The 20,327-nt window shown below is 29.4% G+C and carries 20 protein-coding genes and 1 riboswitch; of the genes, 17 read left to right on the top strand and 3 right to left on the bottom strand.

Annotation, left to right across the window (positions count from 1 at the left end; genetic code table 11):
• The first annotated feature begins 26 nt into the window (after nucleotides 1–26).
• Nucleotides 27–1,034, top strand: coding sequence for a LacI family DNA-binding transcriptional regulator (locus tag CA_RS04580; protein ID WP_014518875.1), 1,008 nt, complete (start codon nucleotides 27–29; stop codon nucleotides 1,032–1,034).
• Between the two features lie 60 nt (nucleotides 1,035–1,094).
• On the opposite strand, the gene glgP is transcribed toward CA_RS04580, so the two are convergent.
• Nucleotides 1,095–2,717 (bottom strand): alpha-glucan family phosphorylase, encoded by a 1,623-nt coding sequence (glgP, locus tag CA_RS04585; protein WP_010964175.1) that lies wholly within the window; start codon nucleotides 2,715–2,717, stop codon nucleotides 1,095–1,097.
• A 143-nt stretch (nucleotides 2,718–2,860) separates the two neighbouring features.
• Here glgP and CA_RS04590 point away from each other — a divergent pair, with 143 nt between their 5' ends.
• From CA_RS04590 to CA_RS04640, 11 genes are all read left to right on the top strand, one after another.
• Entirely contained in the window at nucleotides 2,861–3,451 is a 591-nt protein-coding gene (locus tag CA_RS04590) for a GNAT family N-acetyltransferase (protein ID WP_010964176.1), read from the top strand.
• An 87-nt stretch (nucleotides 3,452–3,538) separates the two neighbouring features.
• Nucleotides 3,539–4,201, top strand: coding sequence for a DUF3298 and DUF4163 domain-containing protein (locus CA_RS04595; RefSeq protein WP_010964177.1), 663 nt, complete (start codon nucleotides 3,539–3,541; stop codon nucleotides 4,199–4,201).
• 102 nt (nucleotides 4,202–4,303) lie between these two features.
• On the top strand, nucleotides 4,304–4,999 hold the full coding sequence (locus CA_RS04600) for a response regulator transcription factor (protein ID WP_010964178.1): 696 nt from the start codon (nucleotides 4,304–4,306) through the stop codon (nucleotides 4,997–4,999).
• A gap of 71 nt (nucleotides 5,000–5,070) precedes the next feature.
• Nucleotides 5,071–5,994, top strand: coding sequence for an ABC transporter ATP-binding protein (locus CA_RS04605; protein ID WP_010964179.1), 924 nt, complete (start codon nucleotides 5,071–5,073; stop codon nucleotides 5,992–5,994).
• Entirely contained in the window at nucleotides 5,987–6,724 is a 738-nt protein-coding gene (locus CA_RS04610; RefSeq protein WP_010964180.1) for an ABC transporter permease, read from the top strand. The genes CA_RS04605 and CA_RS04610 overlap by 8 nt, the downstream gene beginning before the upstream one ends.
• 22 nt (nucleotides 6,725–6,746) lie before the next feature.
• Entirely contained in the window at nucleotides 6,747–7,649 is a 903-nt protein-coding gene (locus CA_RS04615) for a sensor histidine kinase (protein WP_010964181.1), read from the top strand.
• A 100-nt stretch (nucleotides 7,650–7,749) separates the two neighbouring features.
• Nucleotides 7,750–8,928, top strand: a complete 1,179-nt coding sequence (locus CA_RS04620; protein WP_010964182.1) for a sensor histidine kinase — start codon at nucleotides 7,750–7,752, stop codon at nucleotides 8,926–8,928.
• Nucleotides 8,921–9,577, top strand: coding sequence for a response regulator transcription factor (locus CA_RS04625; RefSeq protein WP_010964183.1), 657 nt, complete (start codon nucleotides 8,921–8,923; stop codon nucleotides 9,575–9,577). The genes CA_RS04620 and CA_RS04625 overlap by 8 nt, the downstream gene beginning before the upstream one ends.
• A gap of 82 nt (nucleotides 9,578–9,659) precedes the next feature.
• Nucleotides 9,660–10,592, top strand: a complete 933-nt coding sequence (locus tag CA_RS04630; RefSeq protein ID WP_043943612.1) for an ABC transporter ATP-binding protein — start codon at nucleotides 9,660–9,662, stop codon at nucleotides 10,590–10,592.
• Between the two features lie 9 nt (nucleotides 10,593–10,601).
• Complete coding sequence (locus CA_RS04635; RefSeq protein WP_010964185.1) at nucleotides 10,602–11,651, top strand: ABC transporter permease; 1,050 nt, start codon at nucleotides 10,602–10,604, stop codon at nucleotides 11,649–11,651.
• Between the two features lie 3 nt (nucleotides 11,652–11,654).
• Nucleotides 11,655–12,701 (top strand): ABC transporter permease, encoded by a 1,047-nt coding sequence (locus CA_RS04640; protein WP_014518877.1) that lies wholly within the window; start codon nucleotides 11,655–11,657, stop codon nucleotides 12,699–12,701.
• A gap of 54 nt (nucleotides 12,702–12,755) precedes the next feature.
• Here the strand turns inward: CA_RS04640 and trxB are convergent, their stop codons facing one another.
• Nucleotides 12,756–13,682 (bottom strand): thioredoxin-disulfide reductase, encoded by a 927-nt coding sequence (gene trxB / locus CA_RS04645; RefSeq protein ID WP_010964187.1) that lies wholly within the window; start codon nucleotides 13,680–13,682, stop codon nucleotides 12,756–12,758.
• 386 nt (nucleotides 13,683–14,068) lie between these two features.
• On the opposite strand from trxB, the gene CA_RS04650 reads away from it, so the two are divergent.
• A complete protein-coding gene (locus CA_RS04650) occupies nucleotides 14,069–15,016 on the top strand; it encodes a DUF6263 family protein (protein WP_010964188.1) in 948 nt (315 codons plus the stop codon).
• Between the two features lie 8 nt (nucleotides 15,017–15,024).
• Here CA_RS04650 and CA_RS04655 read toward each other — a convergent pair whose 3' ends face one another.
• A complete protein-coding gene (locus CA_RS04655; protein WP_010964189.1) occupies nucleotides 15,025–16,065 on the bottom strand; it encodes a glucosaminidase domain-containing protein in 1,041 nt (346 codons plus the stop codon).
• A gap of 218 nt (nucleotides 16,066–16,283) precedes the next feature.
• Nucleotides 16,284–16,382, top strand: a riboswitch (purine riboswitch).
• Nucleotides 16,383–16,757: 375 nt separating this feature from the next.
• Between CA_RS04655 and CA_RS04660 the strand changes: the two genes are divergently transcribed.
• From CA_RS04660 to CA_RS04675, 4 genes are all read left to right on the top strand, one after another.
• On the top strand, nucleotides 16,758–18,065 hold the full coding sequence (locus CA_RS04660) for a uracil-xanthine permease family protein (protein ID WP_010964190.1): 1,308 nt from the start codon (nucleotides 16,758–16,760) through the stop codon (nucleotides 18,063–18,065).
• A 14-nt stretch (nucleotides 18,066–18,079) separates the two neighbouring features.
• Complete coding sequence (locus CA_RS04665; RefSeq protein ID WP_010964191.1) at nucleotides 18,080–18,649, top strand: xanthine phosphoribosyltransferase; 570 nt, start codon at nucleotides 18,080–18,082, stop codon at nucleotides 18,647–18,649.
• Between the two features lie 95 nt (nucleotides 18,650–18,744).
• Nucleotides 18,745–19,194, top strand: coding sequence for a hypothetical protein (locus CA_RS04670; RefSeq protein WP_010964192.1), 450 nt, complete (start codon nucleotides 18,745–18,747; stop codon nucleotides 19,192–19,194).
• Between the two features lie 145 nt (nucleotides 19,195–19,339).
• Entirely contained in the window at nucleotides 19,340–20,260 is a 921-nt protein-coding gene (locus CA_RS04675) for a DMT family transporter (RefSeq protein WP_010964193.1), read from the top strand.
• Nucleotides 20,261–20,327: the final 67 nt, after the last annotated feature.

Consider the following 20,327-nt stretch of genomic DNA (forward strand, 5'->3'; position numbering starts at 1 on the left):
ATAATGTACAAAAAGGATGTGATATAATGGCGGCTACTATAAGGGATGTTGCAAAACTTGCAAATGTTTCGCCTTCAACGGTATCTAGGGTTCTAAATGACAGTAATAAAATAAGTTGTGAAACCAAGGAGAGAGTGATAAAGGCTATAAAAAAATTGGACTATCATGCCAATGCCATAGCAAGAAGTTTGGCAAATAACTCAACAAAAATTCTTGGGCTTATAGTACCAAATGAGGCTAAGAACCTATTTAGAAATCCGTTCTTTATAAAAGCAATGAGAGGGATAAGTTTATGTGCACATGAAAACGAGTACTATATAATGTATGATTTCGGAAGCAGTGAAAAGGAAGAGGTCTCTCTTATAAAAAAATATGTTCAGAGTAAGCTTGTTGATGGTATTATACTTTTGACAGTAAGAAAAAATGATAAGTGTATAGACTTTTTAAAGCGGCTTAAGTATCCATTTGTTGTTATTGGAAGACCTGAAGAATCAAAAGGAGTTATGTGGGTTGATAATGACAATTTTAAGGCTATGTATGATCTTGTTGATGGTTTAATTAAAAGAGGTGCTGAATCTATAGCTTTTATTGGTGCCGCTAAGGAAATGAACATGTCAAGGGATAGACTTGATGGATATAAAAGAGCATTGCTTGCCCATGGAAGAGAAGTAGATGAGGAAATTATAGTTGAGCAAAAGAGCTTTACAGAAGAAGAAGGTTATACGGCTATGAAGAAGATATTAGAGGTCAAAACTCCATCTTTGGTAGTAACTACAGATGATTTATTAGCTTTTGGTGTTCTAAAACTTCTAAGGGAGATAGGTGAAGAAAGTATATCAGTTGTAGGATTTAACAATATTCCGTTAGGTGAATATCAAAACCCTCCACTTGCATCTGTTGATATTAATGCAGAGAAGCTTGGTTACCATGCTGCTAAGCTGCTTATCGATAGTGTAAATAAAGAAATTGAAAAAAATCATTTTATAATAGATACTTTTCTTAAAGAAAGAGAATCCATAAAATTATCAAAATAATTTTATGGGAAAGAAATTCTGAGTATAAATTAGAGGAAACTTATAAATGTTTTCTCTAATTTATTTTATATATATTTTTGAATAATATTCCTCAAGCATTCTTTTTACTGAAAAGTAATCTTTAGTTGATAAAATACTATTTTTCATCATGGAAATCCATTTTTTCCTTTCAAGATAGAAGGTAGGAATAACTTTATTCATAAGCACTTCATATAATGCATTTGCATCATGCTTATCTATAAAATAAATATCATCAGATTGCAAACCATCCCCAAATTGCCAGCCATTTATTCCATCTCTACATGCTTCTGGCCACCAACCATCTAGTGTACTTAAATTTAGTACGCCATTCATAGCTGCCTTCATTCCAGAAGTGCCGCTAGCCTCTAGTGGTCGTCTAGGATTGTTAAGCCAAACATCTGATCCTTGAGTGAGAAGTTTTCCTATAGTCATGTCGTAATTTTCAAGGAAAACAACTGAAGAAGGATATTGTTTTGAAAAATTAACTAGATTCTTTATTATGTCTTTGCCAGTATCATCAAGAGGATGAGCTTTACCTGAAAAAACTATTTGAATTTTACCATCCTTAAGCAGAGGAGAGATGATTTTCATGTCTGAAAATATTAGATTGCTTCTTTTATAAGGAGCAGCACGCCTCGAAAATCCTATTAAAAGAGAATTTTCGTTAAGTTCTATCTCATTTCTTTCTTTAACAAAGGAGATTAGTTTTCTTTTGTTTTTTATATGATTAGTCCATAAGTTGTTTGAATTAGAGTCTTCAGCAGCTTTAAGCATATCTTCGTCTACCCAAGTTGGAATATGAATTGCATTTGTTATGCTTATTATTTTTGATTTATTTTTAATGTTTTTCCACATCTTATTTGCAGTTTCTCCATGTAATTTGGAAACTGCATTTGATATTCTCGAAAGTCTTAGGGCTCCAACAGTCATGTTAAAAGGGCAGCCACCTAAAGAAATGAGCTGTTCTATTGTAAAACCATTGTTTGCCCCAATACTTATCATTCTTGAAATTGAGTGAGATTCGTTTCCTTCTATGATGGGGGTATGAGTTGTAAAAACTATTTCTTCTTTTGATTTTTTCACTGCCTCATCAAATGGAATACCTGTATTCATTTTTTCACGTACTAATTCAAAACCTGCGAAGAGTGCGTGACCTTCATTAAAGTGATATACGTCTACATTAATATCAAGTGCCCTTAGTGCCCTTACTCCACCTATTCCTAAAACAATTTCTTGAGCAAGCCTTGAATCTTCAAAACCACCGTAAAGTTGGTTTGTAATCCACCTATTATCGTTTTCTGGTAAATCAGTATCTAGGAGATATAGAGGTGCTAGCTTAAACTTATCTAAAAGCCATATTTTACAAGTGACATCTTTTTCATATATTTTTACTTTTACCTTTAGTTTGGTATCCTTTAAAAAATCATATTTATAGTTGTGATAAGTATCATACACATTACTATTTTCATCAATAAGCTGATCAGTATAGCCTTGCTTCCACTTTATTCCAATACCGATTATAGGATAATTATAGTCTTTAGAACCTTTTAGATAATCTCCTGCAAGAATACCGAGACCTCCGGCATAGGTTTTTATGGAAGCATCAATGGCATATTCCATAGAAAAGTAAGCAATTCTTGGTAAGGGGGATTTGCTCCACATCTTAACACATCCTTTTTAACATATACTTTAATAGTATAGTTGAGATGTTTATAATATTATTACATGTAAAAATCAATTTGTTTCCCTATACTTAAATAATATATTATAATAGCAGTATATTAAACATAGGGGAGTGAGTTTTAGTGAAGAACATAAGGTTAGTAAAAAAGGAAGACAGTGAAGAAATTTTAAATATATATAAACCATTTATACAAAATACAGCTATAACCTTTGATTACGATATTCCGAGTATTCAGAAGTTTACTGAGAAAGTTTCTAATATATCTAATAAGTATGCATATTTAGTATGTGAGATTGATGAGAAAGTAGCTGGATATGCATATGCATCAAGTTTTAATGAAAGAGCTGCATATGATTGGGCAGTGGATTTATCAATATATGTGGATGATAAGTATCAAGGGAAGGGGATAGGTAAAGCTCTTTACTATACCTTAATAGAAACGTTAAAAATTCAAGGTTATTGTAATATGTATGCTCTTGTGACCTCCTCAAATACAAGAAGTAAAAATTTTCATGAATATTTTGATTTTAAGCTTTCAGGAACATACCATAGTTCCGGATACAAATTTGAAAAGTGGCATGATGTGGATGTGTTTGAAAAAATTATAGAAGATAATGCAAAAAACCCACATGAGATTATAGCAATAAATAAAATAAGAGAGACAAAAGAGTTTGCAAACATAATAGATAATGGAGTCTTAATGATTAAGTAAAGTTTTAGTACATAAAAGTTGTAGCTAGCATATATATTTTTCTACATTAATAATATTTAAAGATAGAATTTTTTAGAGGGTATATGTATGTATTATATTTGTCCGTATTTTTTAGATAAAAATGGACATAGAGTTCAAAAAACTATGGTTGGTAAAGTAGCTTTGGATGAACAGAAGCTTACGCCTCAGAAGTTCAGTATAACTTATCCATTAATAATAAACTTACAGGATGAAAAAGTGAAAACAAAGGTAAATGAGGATATAGTAAATCAAGTAAGTGAGCTTTTTAAAAATCAAGTACTTCTTACGGAAAAGATTGATTTAAGTGAAGTATTTGGAGCATATGAGATTGGAGTTAATAGAAATTATATCTTAAGTATTTTATTTAGCATTTACACTTATATGAATAGGGCAGCTCACGGTCTTACAGTATATTCTTCTATAACAGTAAACACAAGAACAGGAAAGGTGTATAGTTTTAGTGATTTGTTCAATCCTAAAATGAATTACTTAGGTGAGCTTACTACAATTGTAAAGAAGTATATTAAAGATAATAATATTCAGCTTATAGAGGATTATAAAGGTGTTACAAATGATCAGGAGTTTTATTTAACAAATGATAAACTTGTACTTTATTATCAGGTTTATGCCTATACACCATATTACTATGGATTATTTAGGATTCCTATACCTTACACAGAAATAAAGAATCTTTTAGGACCAATGAGTCCTATAAATAATCTTATATAATATATAAAGGGTCATGTAAAGATGACTCTTTTTATATTTGGTTAAAATTTTGAAGATAATATTGTATAATTAGAGTAAGGATTTACTGTTAAGGAGATTTTTATGGAACAAAATATAAATATAATCGTAGTAGAAGATGATAATGATATAAATAATATGCTTAAAATAATGCTTGAGAGGAAAGGCTATAATGTTGTGCAAGCCTATTCAGGAACTGAGGCTCTTCTTCATGTAAAGACTCAGGAGTTTCAGTTGATGCTTCTAGATTTAATGCTTCCAGGAATAAGCGGAGATGAGTTGCTTCAAAAAGTACGTGGAATAAGTGCAATGCCGGTTATTGTTATTTCAGCGAAACTTTCAAAGGATACAAAGGTTAGAATGCTTAAGATTGGTGCAGATGATTATATTACAAAGCCTTTTGATATGGATGATGTTGATGCGAGAATATATTCGAATTTAAGAAGATATATTAAATTTGGAAAAGATGAAAGTTTTAATAGTAAAATAGTCTTTAAAGATATGATACTGGATAGTGTGGCTATGGAGGTTATTGTAAATGGACAGAGAATGTCGCTTACTAATAGAGAATTTAAGATTCTTGAAGTCTTACTGTTAAATAAAAGGAAGGTATTCTCGAAAGCTAATTTATTTGAAAGTGTTTGGGAAGATACCTATATGGGAGATGATAATACCCTTAATGTACATATAAGCAATTTAAGGAATAAGCTTTTAAAGGCAAATTCTAAGGAAGAATACATAGAAACAGTATGGGGAATGGGGTATAGATTAAAAATTTAAGAATTTCTTAAGAATTGCTTTAACTTCTCTTATGTTATGTGTTTTATTATTAAAGCATAGGAGGGATTTTTATGAAAGATGCAGTACTGAAGACAGTTAATTTATCAAAAAGGTATAAAGATGTAACTGTGTTAGATAATGTCAATATAACCATTAATAAAGGTGATATATATGGATTCATTGGACAAAATGGTGCAGGGAAAACCACATTAATGAAACTAATATCAGGATTAATAATTAAAGATAGTGGAACCATTGAGCTTTTTGGTGAAAATGACACTAGGAATATAGAGAATATGAGAAAAAGGATGGGGTGTCTTATAGAAACACCAGCACTTTATGATTACTCTAGTGTATACGATAACCTAGAAATCAATAGAATTCAAAAGGGCATACCAGGAAGAGAGTCTATAGATAAAGTTCTTAAGATGGTTGGACTTTATAATGAAAGGAAAAAGCAAGTTAGAAAACTTTCTATGGGAATGAAACAAAAGCTTGGATTAGCCATGGCTTTGATAGGAGATCCAGAGTTTTTAATTTTAGATGAGCCTATTAATGGACTTGATCCAATGAGTATAATTGAAATACGAAAGCTTCTCAATAAGTTAAATAAAGAGTTTGATGTTACTATTTTAATATCAAGTCACATATTAAGTGAACTATACCAATTTGCAAATTCTTATGGAATAATTCATAATGGACGGTTAGTTGAACAAATTACTTCAAGAGAGTTAGAGGAAAGGTGTCAAAAGTTTTTGTACATAAGAACTGATAACGCTGAGAGGGCTGTTTTTACCATAGAAAGAATATTAAAAACTCAAAATTACGAGGTTATGCATGATAATGCTATAAAATTATATGAATATCTAGATGAGCCTAGTAAGGTAGCTTCTGTTCTTTTAAATAATGGAAGTTTAGTTGACGAAATTGCTTTAAAAGGAGATAACCTTGAGGATTATTTCTCAAAGCTAGTTTGGAGGAATAAAAATGTTTAATCTTTTAAAAGTTGAGTTTTATAAATTGAAACGTTCTAAAGTTTTTTATTTGTTTATTGTTCTTATGATTATGCAGAGCATGTTTGTACTTATTCCTATTAAAGAAAACTATCTTTTGAATAAAACAGGACAAGATATGTTCCTGCAGTCCTTTCCTTTACAGGAATTTATATTTAATACACTTATTATTGGCGCATTTGGATATTTTATAGGGAAAGAATTTCACTCAGGATACATAAAGAATTTGATTGTATCAGGCCATAAAAGAATAAATATTGTACTTTCTAAAGCAATTGTATTTTGTATTGGAGTAGCTATTATAAGTTTTATTTTCCCAATATGCACTTTTGTTATAAATAGTATAAGGAACGGTTATGGCGAAAAATACAGCGTCGAATACATGTTTGAAGTTTCGGTTATTATGTTATTTGTGTATTTAGCTATAGGAAGTATTGTAACAATGATTTCTTTTATTACAAAGAACATTGCAATAACAATAGCCTTATTTTATCTAATAGATATAATAAATAGATTTGGCACAGCAATGTCTCTTAGGAATAGCACCGTTAAATATTTTTACTATAAAACAGTTTTTGCTATACCATCTATTTGTATATTAGATAAAATAACTGTATTTACTGCAGGAAAAATGTTATTTATATGTCTTATGACTACAGCTATTTGTACTGCATTAAGTATTGAAGCATTAAAAAAAGCAGATATGAAATAGATTATGAACGGAGGGCAAGTAGATGATTTTTTTACTATTTCTTCTTATAATTTTTTCAACAGGGTTGCTTGTCCGTGATTATTTAGTCAGTAAAGAGTTAAAGGTAATGACAGAGAAGCTTGAACATATTAACAGAGATAATTGTGATGAAAAGCTAAAAATAAGCTTATTAAATAAAAAAATTGAAAAGTTGTCTAAGAGTATAAATGAAACGCTTTATGCAAAATCAAATTGCGAAGCAGAAAAGAAAAAATCGGAAAATAGACTTAGACAAGCTATATCAGATATGTCACATGATCTTAGGACACCACTTACGGCGATAAAGGGATATATTAAGTTTTTAAAAGAGGATAATTTAGAAAACTATCAAAAAAGAGATTACATAGAAGTTATAGAAAAAAGAGCAGAAACTCTTGAGGTGCTATTAAATGATTTCTATAGATTGTCATTAATTGATTCGCCTAATTTTAAGCTAAATATAGAAAGAATTAATTTATCTAGGACACTAGAAGAAGTAATGTTTTCAAGATATGTTGATTTTAAAAGCAGTGGTATAGAACCTAAAATTAGTATATGCGAGAATCTTTACATAGCTGCAGATCAAAGTGCTTTAGAAAGGATAATTGATAATCTAATTACAAATTCAGTAAGGTATGCTAAAAGCTATATAGAATTAGAGCTGAAGATAAAGGAGGATACTGTTATTCTAAAAATTAGCAATAATGCAATGAATTTAGAGGGATGTACTAATGAAAATATTTTTGATAGATTTTATATAGCGGACAAAACCAGGTCGGGAAATGGTACAGGCCTAGGCTTATCTATTGCTAAAGAACTTACAGAAAAAATGGGTGGACAAATAAATGCAAATATATTGAATGATAAAATTGATGTTTGCGTAAAATTTATGCTGCTCAAAAGTTAGCTAAAAAAACTCTCAAAGTTATATTATTTTGAGAGCTTTTTTTAGTACATTCAAAACATTTATATGTTATTATTATAATATTATAAATATCGGAGGAAATATGGATAATAAGAAATTGTTTGTATTTATAAAGTACTTTACACTAGTTTTTATGATTGTTGGAATTATTTTTGGAGGGAAGGAATTTAATGCACAGAATATTACATTAATGCTTATACTTATAATAAATCATCAGTTAAGAACCTTCTCTTTAAATAAGTATATTCATAAAATTATATCTTTTATTCTTGAGATAGTTCTTGTTGTCATATGTAATTTTTGGATTTCAGGATATCTATTTACATATTTAATATTGCTAGCTATAGATGCTAATGTAATGTTTAAGAAATTTTTAGCTTCTACCTTTAATGTTGTGATAATTTTAATTGGTGTTTATTTTTCTTTCAATTATAGTTTGAACTATAAGATAATGAATCTTGGTGTTTCAATTATTATTATAGCTGTATTTTATTTCAATAAATATGAAAATGAGAAGAAAATTGAAGCTCAAGATCTTTATGACAGATTAAGAATATCAGAAGAAAAGCTTAAAAAGGCTAATAGGGACTTAGAGATGTATGCTTCTTCTGTTGAAGAGTTAACGCTTTTAAGAGAGCGAAATAGAATTTCCAGAGAAATACATGATAGTGTAGGACATTCATTATCTACAATGGTTATTCAGCTTGGAGCCATTGAGAAGATTATAAGGAAGGCTCCAGAGAAGGCAGAGCTTCTTACAAAAAACTTAAGAAAGTTTACTCAAAAAAGTCTTGATGAAGTTAGAGCAGCTGTAAGAGCAATAAAACCTAAGGAATTCGAAGAATATGAGGGGATATTAAGTATTGAGGAACTTATAAGTAATTTCAAAAAGATGGCCAACATAGATGTCAGATTAGCTTTTACAAAAGAAAAATGGTCACTAAATTCTGATCAATCATTTGTACTATATAGGATAGTTCAGGAGTTCTTGTCTAATAGTGCAAGGCATGGAAGGGCATCTAGGGTTGATGTAATAATGGCATTTAGTGAAAAAAATTTACTTGTTACATTAAAAGATAATGGACAAGGATGCCAGAGTATTATTGAAGGAGTAGGTATGAAAAGTATGAGAGAAAGGGTAAAGGAGCTTGGAGGATATTTTGAATATAAGACTGCACCTTATGAAGGATTTACTGTAAAAATAGAGCTAGCTAAAAGAGAAAAACTTAAAGTATATTCTGGAGGCGAAAATAATGGATAATATTAAGGTCGTAATTGTAGATGATGAGAAATTAGTAGTTGATGGATTAAAGATAATACTTGAAACCTATGAAGATATAAAAGTTGTTGGAACTGCTAAGAATGGAGAAGAGGCACTTAGGGTTTGTAGACAAAGTAGTCCTGATGTTGTTTTAATGGATATAAGGATGCCTAAATGTGATGGAGTTTTGGGTACTAAGCTTATAAAGAAGGAATTTAAGGATATAAAGATTTTGATCCTAACAACTTTTAATGATGTTAAATATATTCATGAAGCACTTAAGTATGGGGCATCAGGATATATACTAAAAGATAGTGATTATGAGCTTATTTATGAAGGCATAAAAGCAGCTTTTAAAGGAAATGTAGTAATTAATCCAGAGGTTGCATCAAAAATATTAAGTGAAAATGGAGAATACAATAAAGAGCAAGCATTAGAAGAGGTTAAGACTAAATATGATTTGAGTGACAAGGAAATAAATATAGTAAGAGAAATTGCTAGTGGATTATCTAATAAGGAGATAGCAGAGAAACTTTTTCTTTCTGAAGGAACCATAAAGAATAATATAAGCATTATATTTTCTAAATTGAATTTAAGGGATAGAACACAGGTAACAATATTTGCCTTTAAAAATAACATAGTGACTTAAGTAACTTCAAAAAAATAACTAGTAGTTATAAAATGTACTTAAAAATAAAGGTTCTATAAAAGGAAGTGATTTTTTGAATAATATGGTTGAGGTAAAAAATGTTACTAAAAGATTTAATGATAAATTAGTTCTTGATAATATCTCCTTTGAGGTGAAAAAGGGAGATATTTTTGGTTTTATAGGTCCTAATGGAGCAGGAAAATCAACACTTATAAATATAATGACAGGACTTTTAAGTCCAAACAGTGGTGATATTGAGCTTGGAGGTCATTCTATTTTGAAGGAGCCTGTGGAAGCAAAAAGACTAATAGGACTTGTACCGCAACAATTAGCCTTAATGGAGGATTTTTCGGCTTATGATAATCTTAGGTATTTTGGTTCTTTTTATGGTATGTATGGAAAAAAACTTAGAGAAAGAATACATGAAGTGCTTGAGGTTACAGGATTATTATATAGAAAAAATGAGAAGGTTAAAAAGTTTTCCGGAGGAATGAAGAGAAGACTTAATCTTGCAGTGGCTATAATACATAATCCTAAGATTCTTATAATGGATGAGCCTACAGTTGGAGTAGATCCACAGTCGAGAAACTGCATTTTTGAATATATAAAGAAGGTTAATAAAGAAGAAAATACAACGGTTATTTATACATCGCATTATATGGAAGAAGTCGAGTTAATCTGTAAAAATATATTTATATTAGATTCCGGAAAAGAAGTAGCAAGAGGTTCTAAGACTGAAATAAAAGCACTTTCAAATATGAATGGAACAATACAACTTAAAGTTGATACTTTCGATGAAAAATTTCTTTTGAGGTTAAAAGAAATTTCAGGTGTGAGAAATGTATTTGTGGAGGATGGTACAATAAAAATTTTAATAGATGAATGGAAATTTCAGATTAGGAATTTACTAGAGGCAGCAGTAAAAGAGAATATAGAAATAATTGATTTTAACAAAAGCGAAGTTTCATTAGAAGAAGTATTTCTTTCTCTTACAGGGAAAAAGTTAAGGGATTAGGTGAAATAAATGAGAGCAAGGATTATCAGCACACTAACCATGAAGGGACTATTTGTAGGATGGAAGCAAATTGTTTTATTGTATGCTATTTTTCCACTTTCCATATGTTTTGTTATGAGTTATTTTTCTAAAGGAGTTTATAAAGTAGAAGAAAACAAAGTTGGTATAACTATAGTGGATAAGGATAATAGTAAAGTATCACATGATTTTAAGGATATATTTAATAGAAAAGACATGAGGAGATTTTTTAAGTTATCTAAAAAGGGTGATTATAGTATAACATTAAAAAAGGGAAAAAATAAAAATTCACTTTATGTAGTAGTAGATGAAAAAAAACAGGTTTCAGAACATAACAAAGAGCTTATAAAAAGTGTTATTAAAAATTATAACGAAGAGGTAAAAAGTAAAGATATCTTTAATATCGAAATCATTCAAACTAAGTCTGTAAACAATGAAAAGTCCATATCCTCTTATGAATCGGAAGCAGCAACTATTATAACGTATATAATGATAATAATGATTATGTCTTGTTCTAAAGCTCATTACTTGGAAAAAGAAAACGGTATGTTTAAAAGAATGATGTCCATGCCATTAACCAAAATTAATATATTTAATTACTATATTTTAATATATTTTGTATATGGATTTTGTTTAGGTATGCTATATATAGCTGCTTTTATGATAGCTAAATTTGCATTTTTTAATATTAACTTTATAAATTTAATTGTATTACTAATAGGACAAAGCTTAATAGTAGCTTCAGCGTCAGGTTTTTTTATTGTTTTCTTGAAAAAAAATTCAGCTAATGTGATTCTTACTACATTACTTTTGATTGAGACATGTCTAGGTGGCGGATTTATTCCTAAAGTTAAAGCAAATACAGTTTTTATAGGTTTTATGAAGTTTGAACCTTTGAAATTTGTCTCGGAGGCTTACAAAAATATAATTACTTACAATTCTTTAGGAAATATTGAGAAAAATTTAATTATTATGGTTGTGGTTTCTTTTGTGCTTTATATAATATCTTTAGCTAAAGTTAAGGTATCTTGGGAGGAATAAGTGGTGAACTTTTTTGTTATAGTATTAGCTAATTGTAGAAGATATCTAAAGAATTTTAGGTATACAGCTTCAATGATTGTTGTACCTATATTATTAACGGGATTTGTTACTTTCTTTAATTTGGGTAATTTTGGTACAGATGCTGATGATAAAATAGCAATAGTAAATTTAGATAAGGGAAGATGTGGAAGTGAATTAGTTAAATATTTAAAGGTTAAAGATGTATTTAATAAAAAAGATGTGGCAATTAAGGAGCTTAAGAATAATAATTATTCAGGGGTATATGAAATTGAAAAGGACTTTACAGTAAATATAAACAATGGTAGAGTGCCAAAAATAATTTCATATAAAACGGATGATGTAAGTTATAATGAGGCTTTTGAAAATGAAATGAAGAGTAAGATAAGTTTGATGGTCAAAGGTACAGGTAATGAGGGAAAAAGTAATCTGATTTTAAAATATAGAGAATATAGAGGCTCTTTATTAGATAGTACAGGTTTGACATTTTTGATTATATACTGCATGATGTTATTTTCTATGAATTTTAGTATGGATTTAATTAAATTAAGGAAAGATAGAGTACTTAAGAGGCTTTCGGTTACTAAGCACAAAACATATATTATAGTATGGGCAATGTATTTTGCAATGTTTATTACTCAAACTATTTTATATTCAATTTCATTCTTACTAAGTGCTGTAATGTGTGGATATAAGATTCAAAATATGGGGGTTACCGTTTTAAATATAGCACTTAGTAGTATTATATGCATAGGTATAGTTATAGTAGGTTCAAGAATATTAAAAAATGACAAAGTAGCTTCTACAGGATCATCAATTGTATGTTTATTAATGGTATACATAAATATTGTGGGGGGGAATGCTGCAAACTCTAATTTAAGTAAGTTTAGGAAACTGACTCCCTTTTACTGGATAATGGATAGTGTGGAAAAAGCTAAAGTATTTCCAAATTCAATTATAGTTTTACTCATAGCTTTAGTACTATTTACAGCAGGAGGATTTGGATATAATAACTTTTCTGAAAATGAGTAAAAATAAGTTGCTGCATTATTATAAAAAAGGAGAACTTAATGCAGCAGCTTATTTTTATGAATTTCTAATATATTTTTCAGCCATAAGTGAAGCTATAGAGCCGTCATTCACTGCGGTAGTTAGCTGACGTATTTCTTTTTCTCTAACATCGCCAGCGGCAAAAACACCCTTTATATTTGTTTCTAGATTTTCATTTGTTTTTATGTGACCTAGCTCTGTTAAATCTATAAAATCTTTGAAAAGCTCTGTTTTTGGCATAGTTCCTATATAAACAAATATTGCATCTGCTTTTAAAGAGCTTTTTTCACCTGTCTTTGAATTTTCTAAAACAATATTCTCTATAGAGTTTTCACCTTCAACATGCTTTATTTGAGTATTCAGCAAAAGTTTTACATTGTTATGCTTAAACAATTCATCCTGGCTTCTCATTTCTGCTCTTAGTTTTTCTGAACGATGAACAACAGTAAGATTTTTAGCATATTTAGTTAGGAATATAGCTGCATCTATTGCGGAATTTCCTCCTCCTACTACCACAATATCTTTACCGTCATACATTGCACCATCACAAAGCTCACAGTAATGAATTCCTTTTCCACGAAGTTTCTTTTCTTCTGGAACTGGTAGAGGTCTACTTTTGGAACCAGTTGCTATTATTACTGATTTTGGTTTATATATAGTATCACTAGTTTCTATTATCTTTTCAGTATCAGTAAGTTTAACAGAGGTTATATTCCCAAATTCATCTATTACGGCGCCAGCTTTTTCAGCATGTTCCTGCATTTTATCTGCAAGATCAGCACCAGAAATCGAATCAAATCCTGGAAAATTTTCTATTGAAGGTGTTTCTCGTATTTGACCTCCAACTAGTTCATTTTCAAGAATTATGAAATCAAGTTTTGCTCTAGAAGAGTATATGCCTGCAGTAAGACCAGCAGGACCAGCACCAATTATAACAAGATCTAAAATTTTTTCTTTCTTCATATATATCAATCCTCGCCATTTTAAATATAATCAATAGTAATTGTTTATTAATATTTCTTATTGAATAATATAACATTTTTATGGAATTAAAGCAAGTTACATATACAATATATAATTATAGTATTTGCAGTGTTAAATAATATATTTATATATTGAAAATATAATCTAGGATTATTTCTGCATTTATATAAAAGTGTTACTATAGCAGAGATTCAATGTTGGCATTTTATTACATTATACATAATTTAAAAAAGATAAGAACGGTTTATAGAAACTTACAATTTTTTTGTTTATACTATAATTATTAAAGAAATTTAACAATATAAATAATTACAGGTTATAAAGAAAAAATTAATTTAGAAACTTTATATCAATAGGAGGAACAAATGAAATTTAAAAAGGGAATTATAATTATATTTACTTTTTTAATTATTGGAATGCTATCTGCTTGTGATAATAAGAAGAGTTCAATGCTGCAATTAAATTTAAAAAAAGGGGACAAGTATAGGCTGCACTGTATAAATGATTCAAAATTTAGTATTAAAGTTATTCAAAAGGATAGTAGTGTTGAGGATAAAGAAGATATGTATATAGATATGGATGTAGATAGCGTTGATAAGGATCAGAATGTGACTTTTTCTTATAAATATAATTCTATAAACTCACATTTTACAACATCAAAAGGAACCATTGATTACAATTCTAAAAATGGAGATAATGGTCCAGTGGATAAAATATATAAGAATATAATGGCAAAAAAGTACACAGTTAAGTTGAATAAAAATGGTAAGGTTTTAAGTATTCATGGTGCTGGTAGTTTGGTAGATGCTGTGGATAATGATGTTTCTTTAGACCAAAACATGAAGAATGTTTTAAGAGATAATTTGGAAGATAATTTTAAAGATGAGTCTATGAAGGTTTACATAGAGGATGCTATGAATTATACAAATGCAAGCAGTGTAAAAAAAGGTGATAGTTGGCAAAGAAAGTTAAAAACTAATAAAGAATTTAGTATGGATATTACTAGTAAATACACATTAAAGAAAGAACATGAAAAATCTTTAGATATAGAAGAAAATGATAACATTGTGGCTAATGATAAAGGTAAGCAAATTGATTTTGGTGGAACAAAAGCTAAGGTTGATTTAAATGGAAAGGCAAATGGAAATATTAATGTAGATAAAAAAACAGGATTAATTAATAGGGGAGAAGTTAAATATGATGTGAATGGAGCTGTTACGTGCCTTAAAAACGAAGATATAGGTATTATAAATGATATAACGTCCCCTGTGAGTTTTACTCAGGATATAATTTATGAAATAGTACCACGATAGGTACTATTTCATAAATTATTATTTAGCTCGTTGAATATGTTCTCTACGCCAGTACCCCAATTTGGGTCCTCGGCGTATTTTTTATTTATCCAATGGAAAGGGTCAGTTTCTTTAGGTAAATCATCGCATAGGTTTATTATAGTCTTTGCAGCTATTCTTGTTGAATCTTCTATGCTTGTATTATATTCCTTCCAACTGTGATATACGTTAAAAGGGTTATTAGCTATTTTTTTTGCATTAGGTGTATCTACTGGCACAAAACCTTGTTCTTGACCACTTATTGCAAATAGAACAAGAGGGTTTAGATTATTTTTTTTAGCAACCTCTATAATCTTAGAGAAGTATGGTTCAGAAGCTAATAGTGAGTGCCTTTGGGTTAAATATTTTCTAAGAGCAGTAGTATTTATATCTCTATATTTAAATTGTAGAGGAAGTTTTGGGGAAGTGGTATTAAAATATTTATTATGTGTAGCTGACTTTATTGCAGTCAACTTTGATTTTGATGAAGATGAAGTAAAAGATAAAAAACTTCCGTATCGTAATGAATATACTGATATAATTATAACTATAATTAATGGAATACAAAAAACTAGAGGTTTAATATTAATCCCATCATTGCAAGGAGTTTTAATTGGAGTTTCAATTTTATTTGTAGTTTGAAAATCTAAATTGAAGGCTGTCTCAAGTTCTGATTTTGAGATTTCTTTTTTTATATGGTGATTAAGCCAGTTTAAAATACTATCAGAATAATCGTTGGAATTATCTGTGAGAGAAAGATAATTGTTTAGTATATCAATCAGTTTTATGGAGGATTGATTATTTGAGGATATTAGAGTCTTTAATAAATGGCTTTTAAGGATATCATAACAGTCACCTTTAAGTCCTTTTATGTTTTTATCAAGAATTTGATGGACTGCTTTGGATAGAATCTTTGATTTTTCAGCACTTGAAAAATTAGCATACTTTTTGTGAATATAGTTTTTTAAAGTTACTATATCCTTTTTTGAAAGTACTTCTATATTTTCAAGTTCATTTACTAATGACTCCATAATATAAGAAACTCCAATCTTTAATCAATTAATTTAATATTCTTCATAAAATCTAAAAATCCTTTTTATTGCATTTGAATACGTTTTAACAATATTAATAATAACAATTATTGTATTAAAGGTGTCAAATTACAAGTGAAAATTAAATGTGAATGTGTAAATAAATATGTTATAATCGTTAAGTAAGGGATATAATAGTTAAAACTAACTTATTTCCCTATATAAAAAACTAAATTTCTCGTATACACCGGTAATATGGTCCGGAAGTTTCTACCTGCTGCCATAAATAGCAGACTACGGGGTGTTATTGATAATATAATAATATTTTATCTATATACCTCATTAATACGGAAATTAAAATATTGACTATGTATGAAAATTTAGCAAGCTTTTGCAATTTGAAGTATACATTAGTTGTTTGTTTCCATAAATTATGAGGTTTTTTATACAAAAAATATAGGTTAAGCAATAATTGTAGTCTATTAAAATTATACTTGTGTCTGATATTTTAGTATTTTTAGGTAGAGGTTTGGATTTTGGTGTGAGAAATTAGATATGGACGTATAAGGATGAAAATCTGAAAATAATTATAAACAAAAGTATTTATTACAATGATTTTGTCTATAATTAATATATCCTAGTATGTTTTCTTATCTAGTGTAGGACAATACTAAAATAGGAGAGAACTAAGAATGGAAGAAAAGATTAAAAAAGAGACACAAATTGAATTAAGTTATGGAGTTGAAGATAAACCAGAATTACTTTCGAGAATTTTACTCGCCTTCCAGCATATATTTGCTGCATTTGGTGGTATTATTGTAGTTCCAATAATAGTAGCATCATCGTTAAAGCTTGATGCAAAAACATCTACTGCACTTTTAAGTGCTGCTATTTTAATGGCTGGTGTTGCAACACTTATACAATCTAAGGGTGTATATTCTGTTGGTGCAAGAGTTGCTTGTATTATGGGAACTGATATTACTTTTGTTGCGCCAGCAGCAGTTGTTGGAAAGAAATTTGGTCTTGCTGGAATTTTTGGAGCTACAATACTCGGAGCAGTTATTGTTGTTATTTTAAGCTTTTTTATAAAATACATAATGAAGTTTTTTCCTCCAATTGTGACGGGGATAGTAGTATGCCTTATTGGGCTTACGCTGTTACCAGTATCAATAGATTGGGCGGCAGGTGGATCAGGAACTAAAAACTACGGATCGCTTCAAAATATCAGTATTGCTTTAATAGTAATGGTTATTACTTTACTTATAAATCATTATGGCAGAGGATTAGTTAGTAGTGCTTCAATTTTAATAGGTATGGTAGTAGGATATATTATATGCATACCACTGGGAATGGTGAATTTTTCTACTATTTCAAATCTTAAAATTATTAGTATTCCTAGTATATTTCAATATGGTGTGAAATTTAATATTAGTGCACTATTGCCTTTTATACCTGCTTATTTTGTTTCTGTAATAAGTACAGTAGGAAATCTTAGAGCTATAAATGAAATATCAGGTATTAAGGATGACAGTAAAATTTCAAAGGGAGTGCTTTCTGATGGTATTGGAAGCATACTTGCAGGGATGTTTGGGGCAATGCCTAATACTTCCTTTAGTCAAAATGTAGGTCTAATACCTCTTACTAAAGTTGCAAGTCGATATGTTACACTAGTAGCAGGAATAATTTTGATGGTGTTAGGTTTAGTTCCAAAGTTTTCTGGAATTATAAATATTATGCCACAACCTGTATTAGGTGGTGTTGGAATAGTTATGTTTGGAACAGTTGCAGCGGCAGGAATACAAACACTAAGCCATGTGAATTTAAATAATAGAAATATACTTATAATAGCTACTTCGATAGGGCTTGGTTTAGGAGTTACATTTAGACCAGAGATATTGTCTAGTTTACCTGAAAGCTTGAAGATGATTTTTTCTTCAGGAATATCTACAGGAACTATAGCAGCGCTTGTATTGAATTTAATACTAAAGGAAAAAAAGTAAGGAGTGTAATTTTCATGGAACAATTATGTAAAAGAATATTAGAAGAAGGTAAGGCTCTGAATGAATATGTACTAAAGGTTGATTCTTTTCTAAATCATAATGTTGACCCAAAGTTAATGTATGAAATTGGAACGTATTTTAAAGAATATTTTTCTGCAAGAGGTATAACAAAAATATTTACTATTGAGAGTTCTGGAATAGCACCAGCTGTTATGACAGCACTTCAAATGGATATACCTATGGTTATATTAAAAAAGCAAAAGCCAAATACCTTGACGGAAGATGTATACCAAACTACAGTACACTCATTTACTAAGGGATCAGACTATGAGCTTACGCTGCTTAAAAAGTATATATCGGACAAGGATAAAATACTAATCATTGATGATTTTTTAGCAAATGGAGAGGCATCATTAGGAGCTGTACGTTTAGTTGAAACCGCAGGAGCGGAAGTTTCAGGTATAGGTATTGTAATTGAAAAGTCTTTCCAAAAAGGAAGAAAGTGTCTTGAGGAAAAGGGATACGATATTTACTCACTTGCTAGAATAAAAAAGCTTGGAAAAGACTTAATAGAATTTCTTTAATTAAAAGGTTAAATTTAAATTCTTTCTAAAAGTGCAATTTACATATTGCACTTTTTTTGTTTTTATGAATATTATGCCATAGGAGAGTGATTATTATGACAAATATTGAATTAATAACATGGTCAGGAATTCTTGGAATATTAGCAGGAGTAGTTATAGTAATGCTTGTTATATTTCCTATATTAAAAAAAAGAGGAGTAAATATAGAGAATATGCTTGATCAAACTAAAAAGGCTGTGGATTCTTCGGGAGAAATTTTAAATGTTATAAAAACTACAATGCCAAATAACAATGTAGTTAATATTCTACAAATAGTTCAAAAATGGGCGCAAATAGCAGTTGGTGATGCAGAACAATTGTATCATGCAGGTAATATAAGTAAGGAAGATAGGGCAAAGGTTGCAGAGAGTGTTGTCTTGAATGTTTTAAAAGAGCTTAATATAGAAGTTGATGAAAGCAAAAAGCATTTAATCGATGCAGCGATAGAAAATGCAGTAAATGAATTAGGGCACTCTAATGTAAAGAAAATTGCTCCTGAAAAGTAGGGTACTGTAATCAATATTTTATTGTATAAAAATTATGACTATGTTACGATTATTATATAGATTATTAAATTATGTGTGCATATAGAGATGCATGCATAATTTTTTATAGTGCGCTATCAATTAATAAAAAGGTGTGTAAATTAATATGACAAATGAAAATATAGTAGATAGTAACTTAAGAAAAAAAGGACTTATATTTGCTGTATTAGCCTCAACTCTATGGGGAATATCTGGTATAGCTGCGCAGTATTTATTTCAAATGGAAGACTTTAGTCCAGAATGGCTTGTGGTAATTAGGCTTATCATTTCAGGTGTTCTTTTATTAGCAGCCACATATGTAGCTACTAAAAAAAATATATTTAAAGTGTTTAAAAATAGACATGATATTTTTAGTTTTATTATGTTTGGCTTCGGGGGTATGTTAGCAGTTCAATATACATATTTTGTTGCTATTAAATACAGCAATGCAGCAACGGCTACAATACTACAATATCTTTCACCAGTAATAATTACAATATATTTAATAGTACATTTAAAAAAGTTGCCAAGCCTCTATGAAGTTATAGGTATAATTTTAGCTCTTATAGGAACATTTTTTATAATTACAAAAGGTGATATAAAAACTATAAATATTTCTGGAATAACATTATTTTGGGGAATTCTTTCTGCAATTGCAGCTGCAGTTAATACGTTGCAGCCAAGAAGAATACTAGCTAAGTGGGGATCTAATTTAGTTGCTGGTTGGGGAATGGTTATAGGTGGTGTTTTAATGTCATTTGTACACAGTCCCTTCCAGTTTAAAGGGCATATATCATTAGTATCAATTTCTTGTGTAGCGGTTGTGGTTATAATTGGAACACTTATTCCATTTTGGCTTTACATGGAGAGTATAAAGTATATAAAACCAACAGAAGCCAGTATTCTTGGTGCTTTTGAACCATTGTCAGCAGCGATTTTATCTTTAGCATTTTTTAATCTCCATTTTAGTGTTCTAGAATGGCTTGGAAGCGGATGTATTATACTTACAACGATAATTCTTTCTACGGTAAAAAATAGTAGTAATTAAATACATATTTTATAGAATAAACTATAGAGATTATGAGTTTTATATTTACTTATAATCTTTTTTTTCT

The sequence above is a fragment of the Clostridium acetobutylicum ATCC 824 genome, assembly GCF_000008765.1.
GTDB lineage: Bacteria > Bacillota > Clostridia > Clostridiales > Clostridiaceae > Clostridium_S > Clostridium_S acetobutylicum.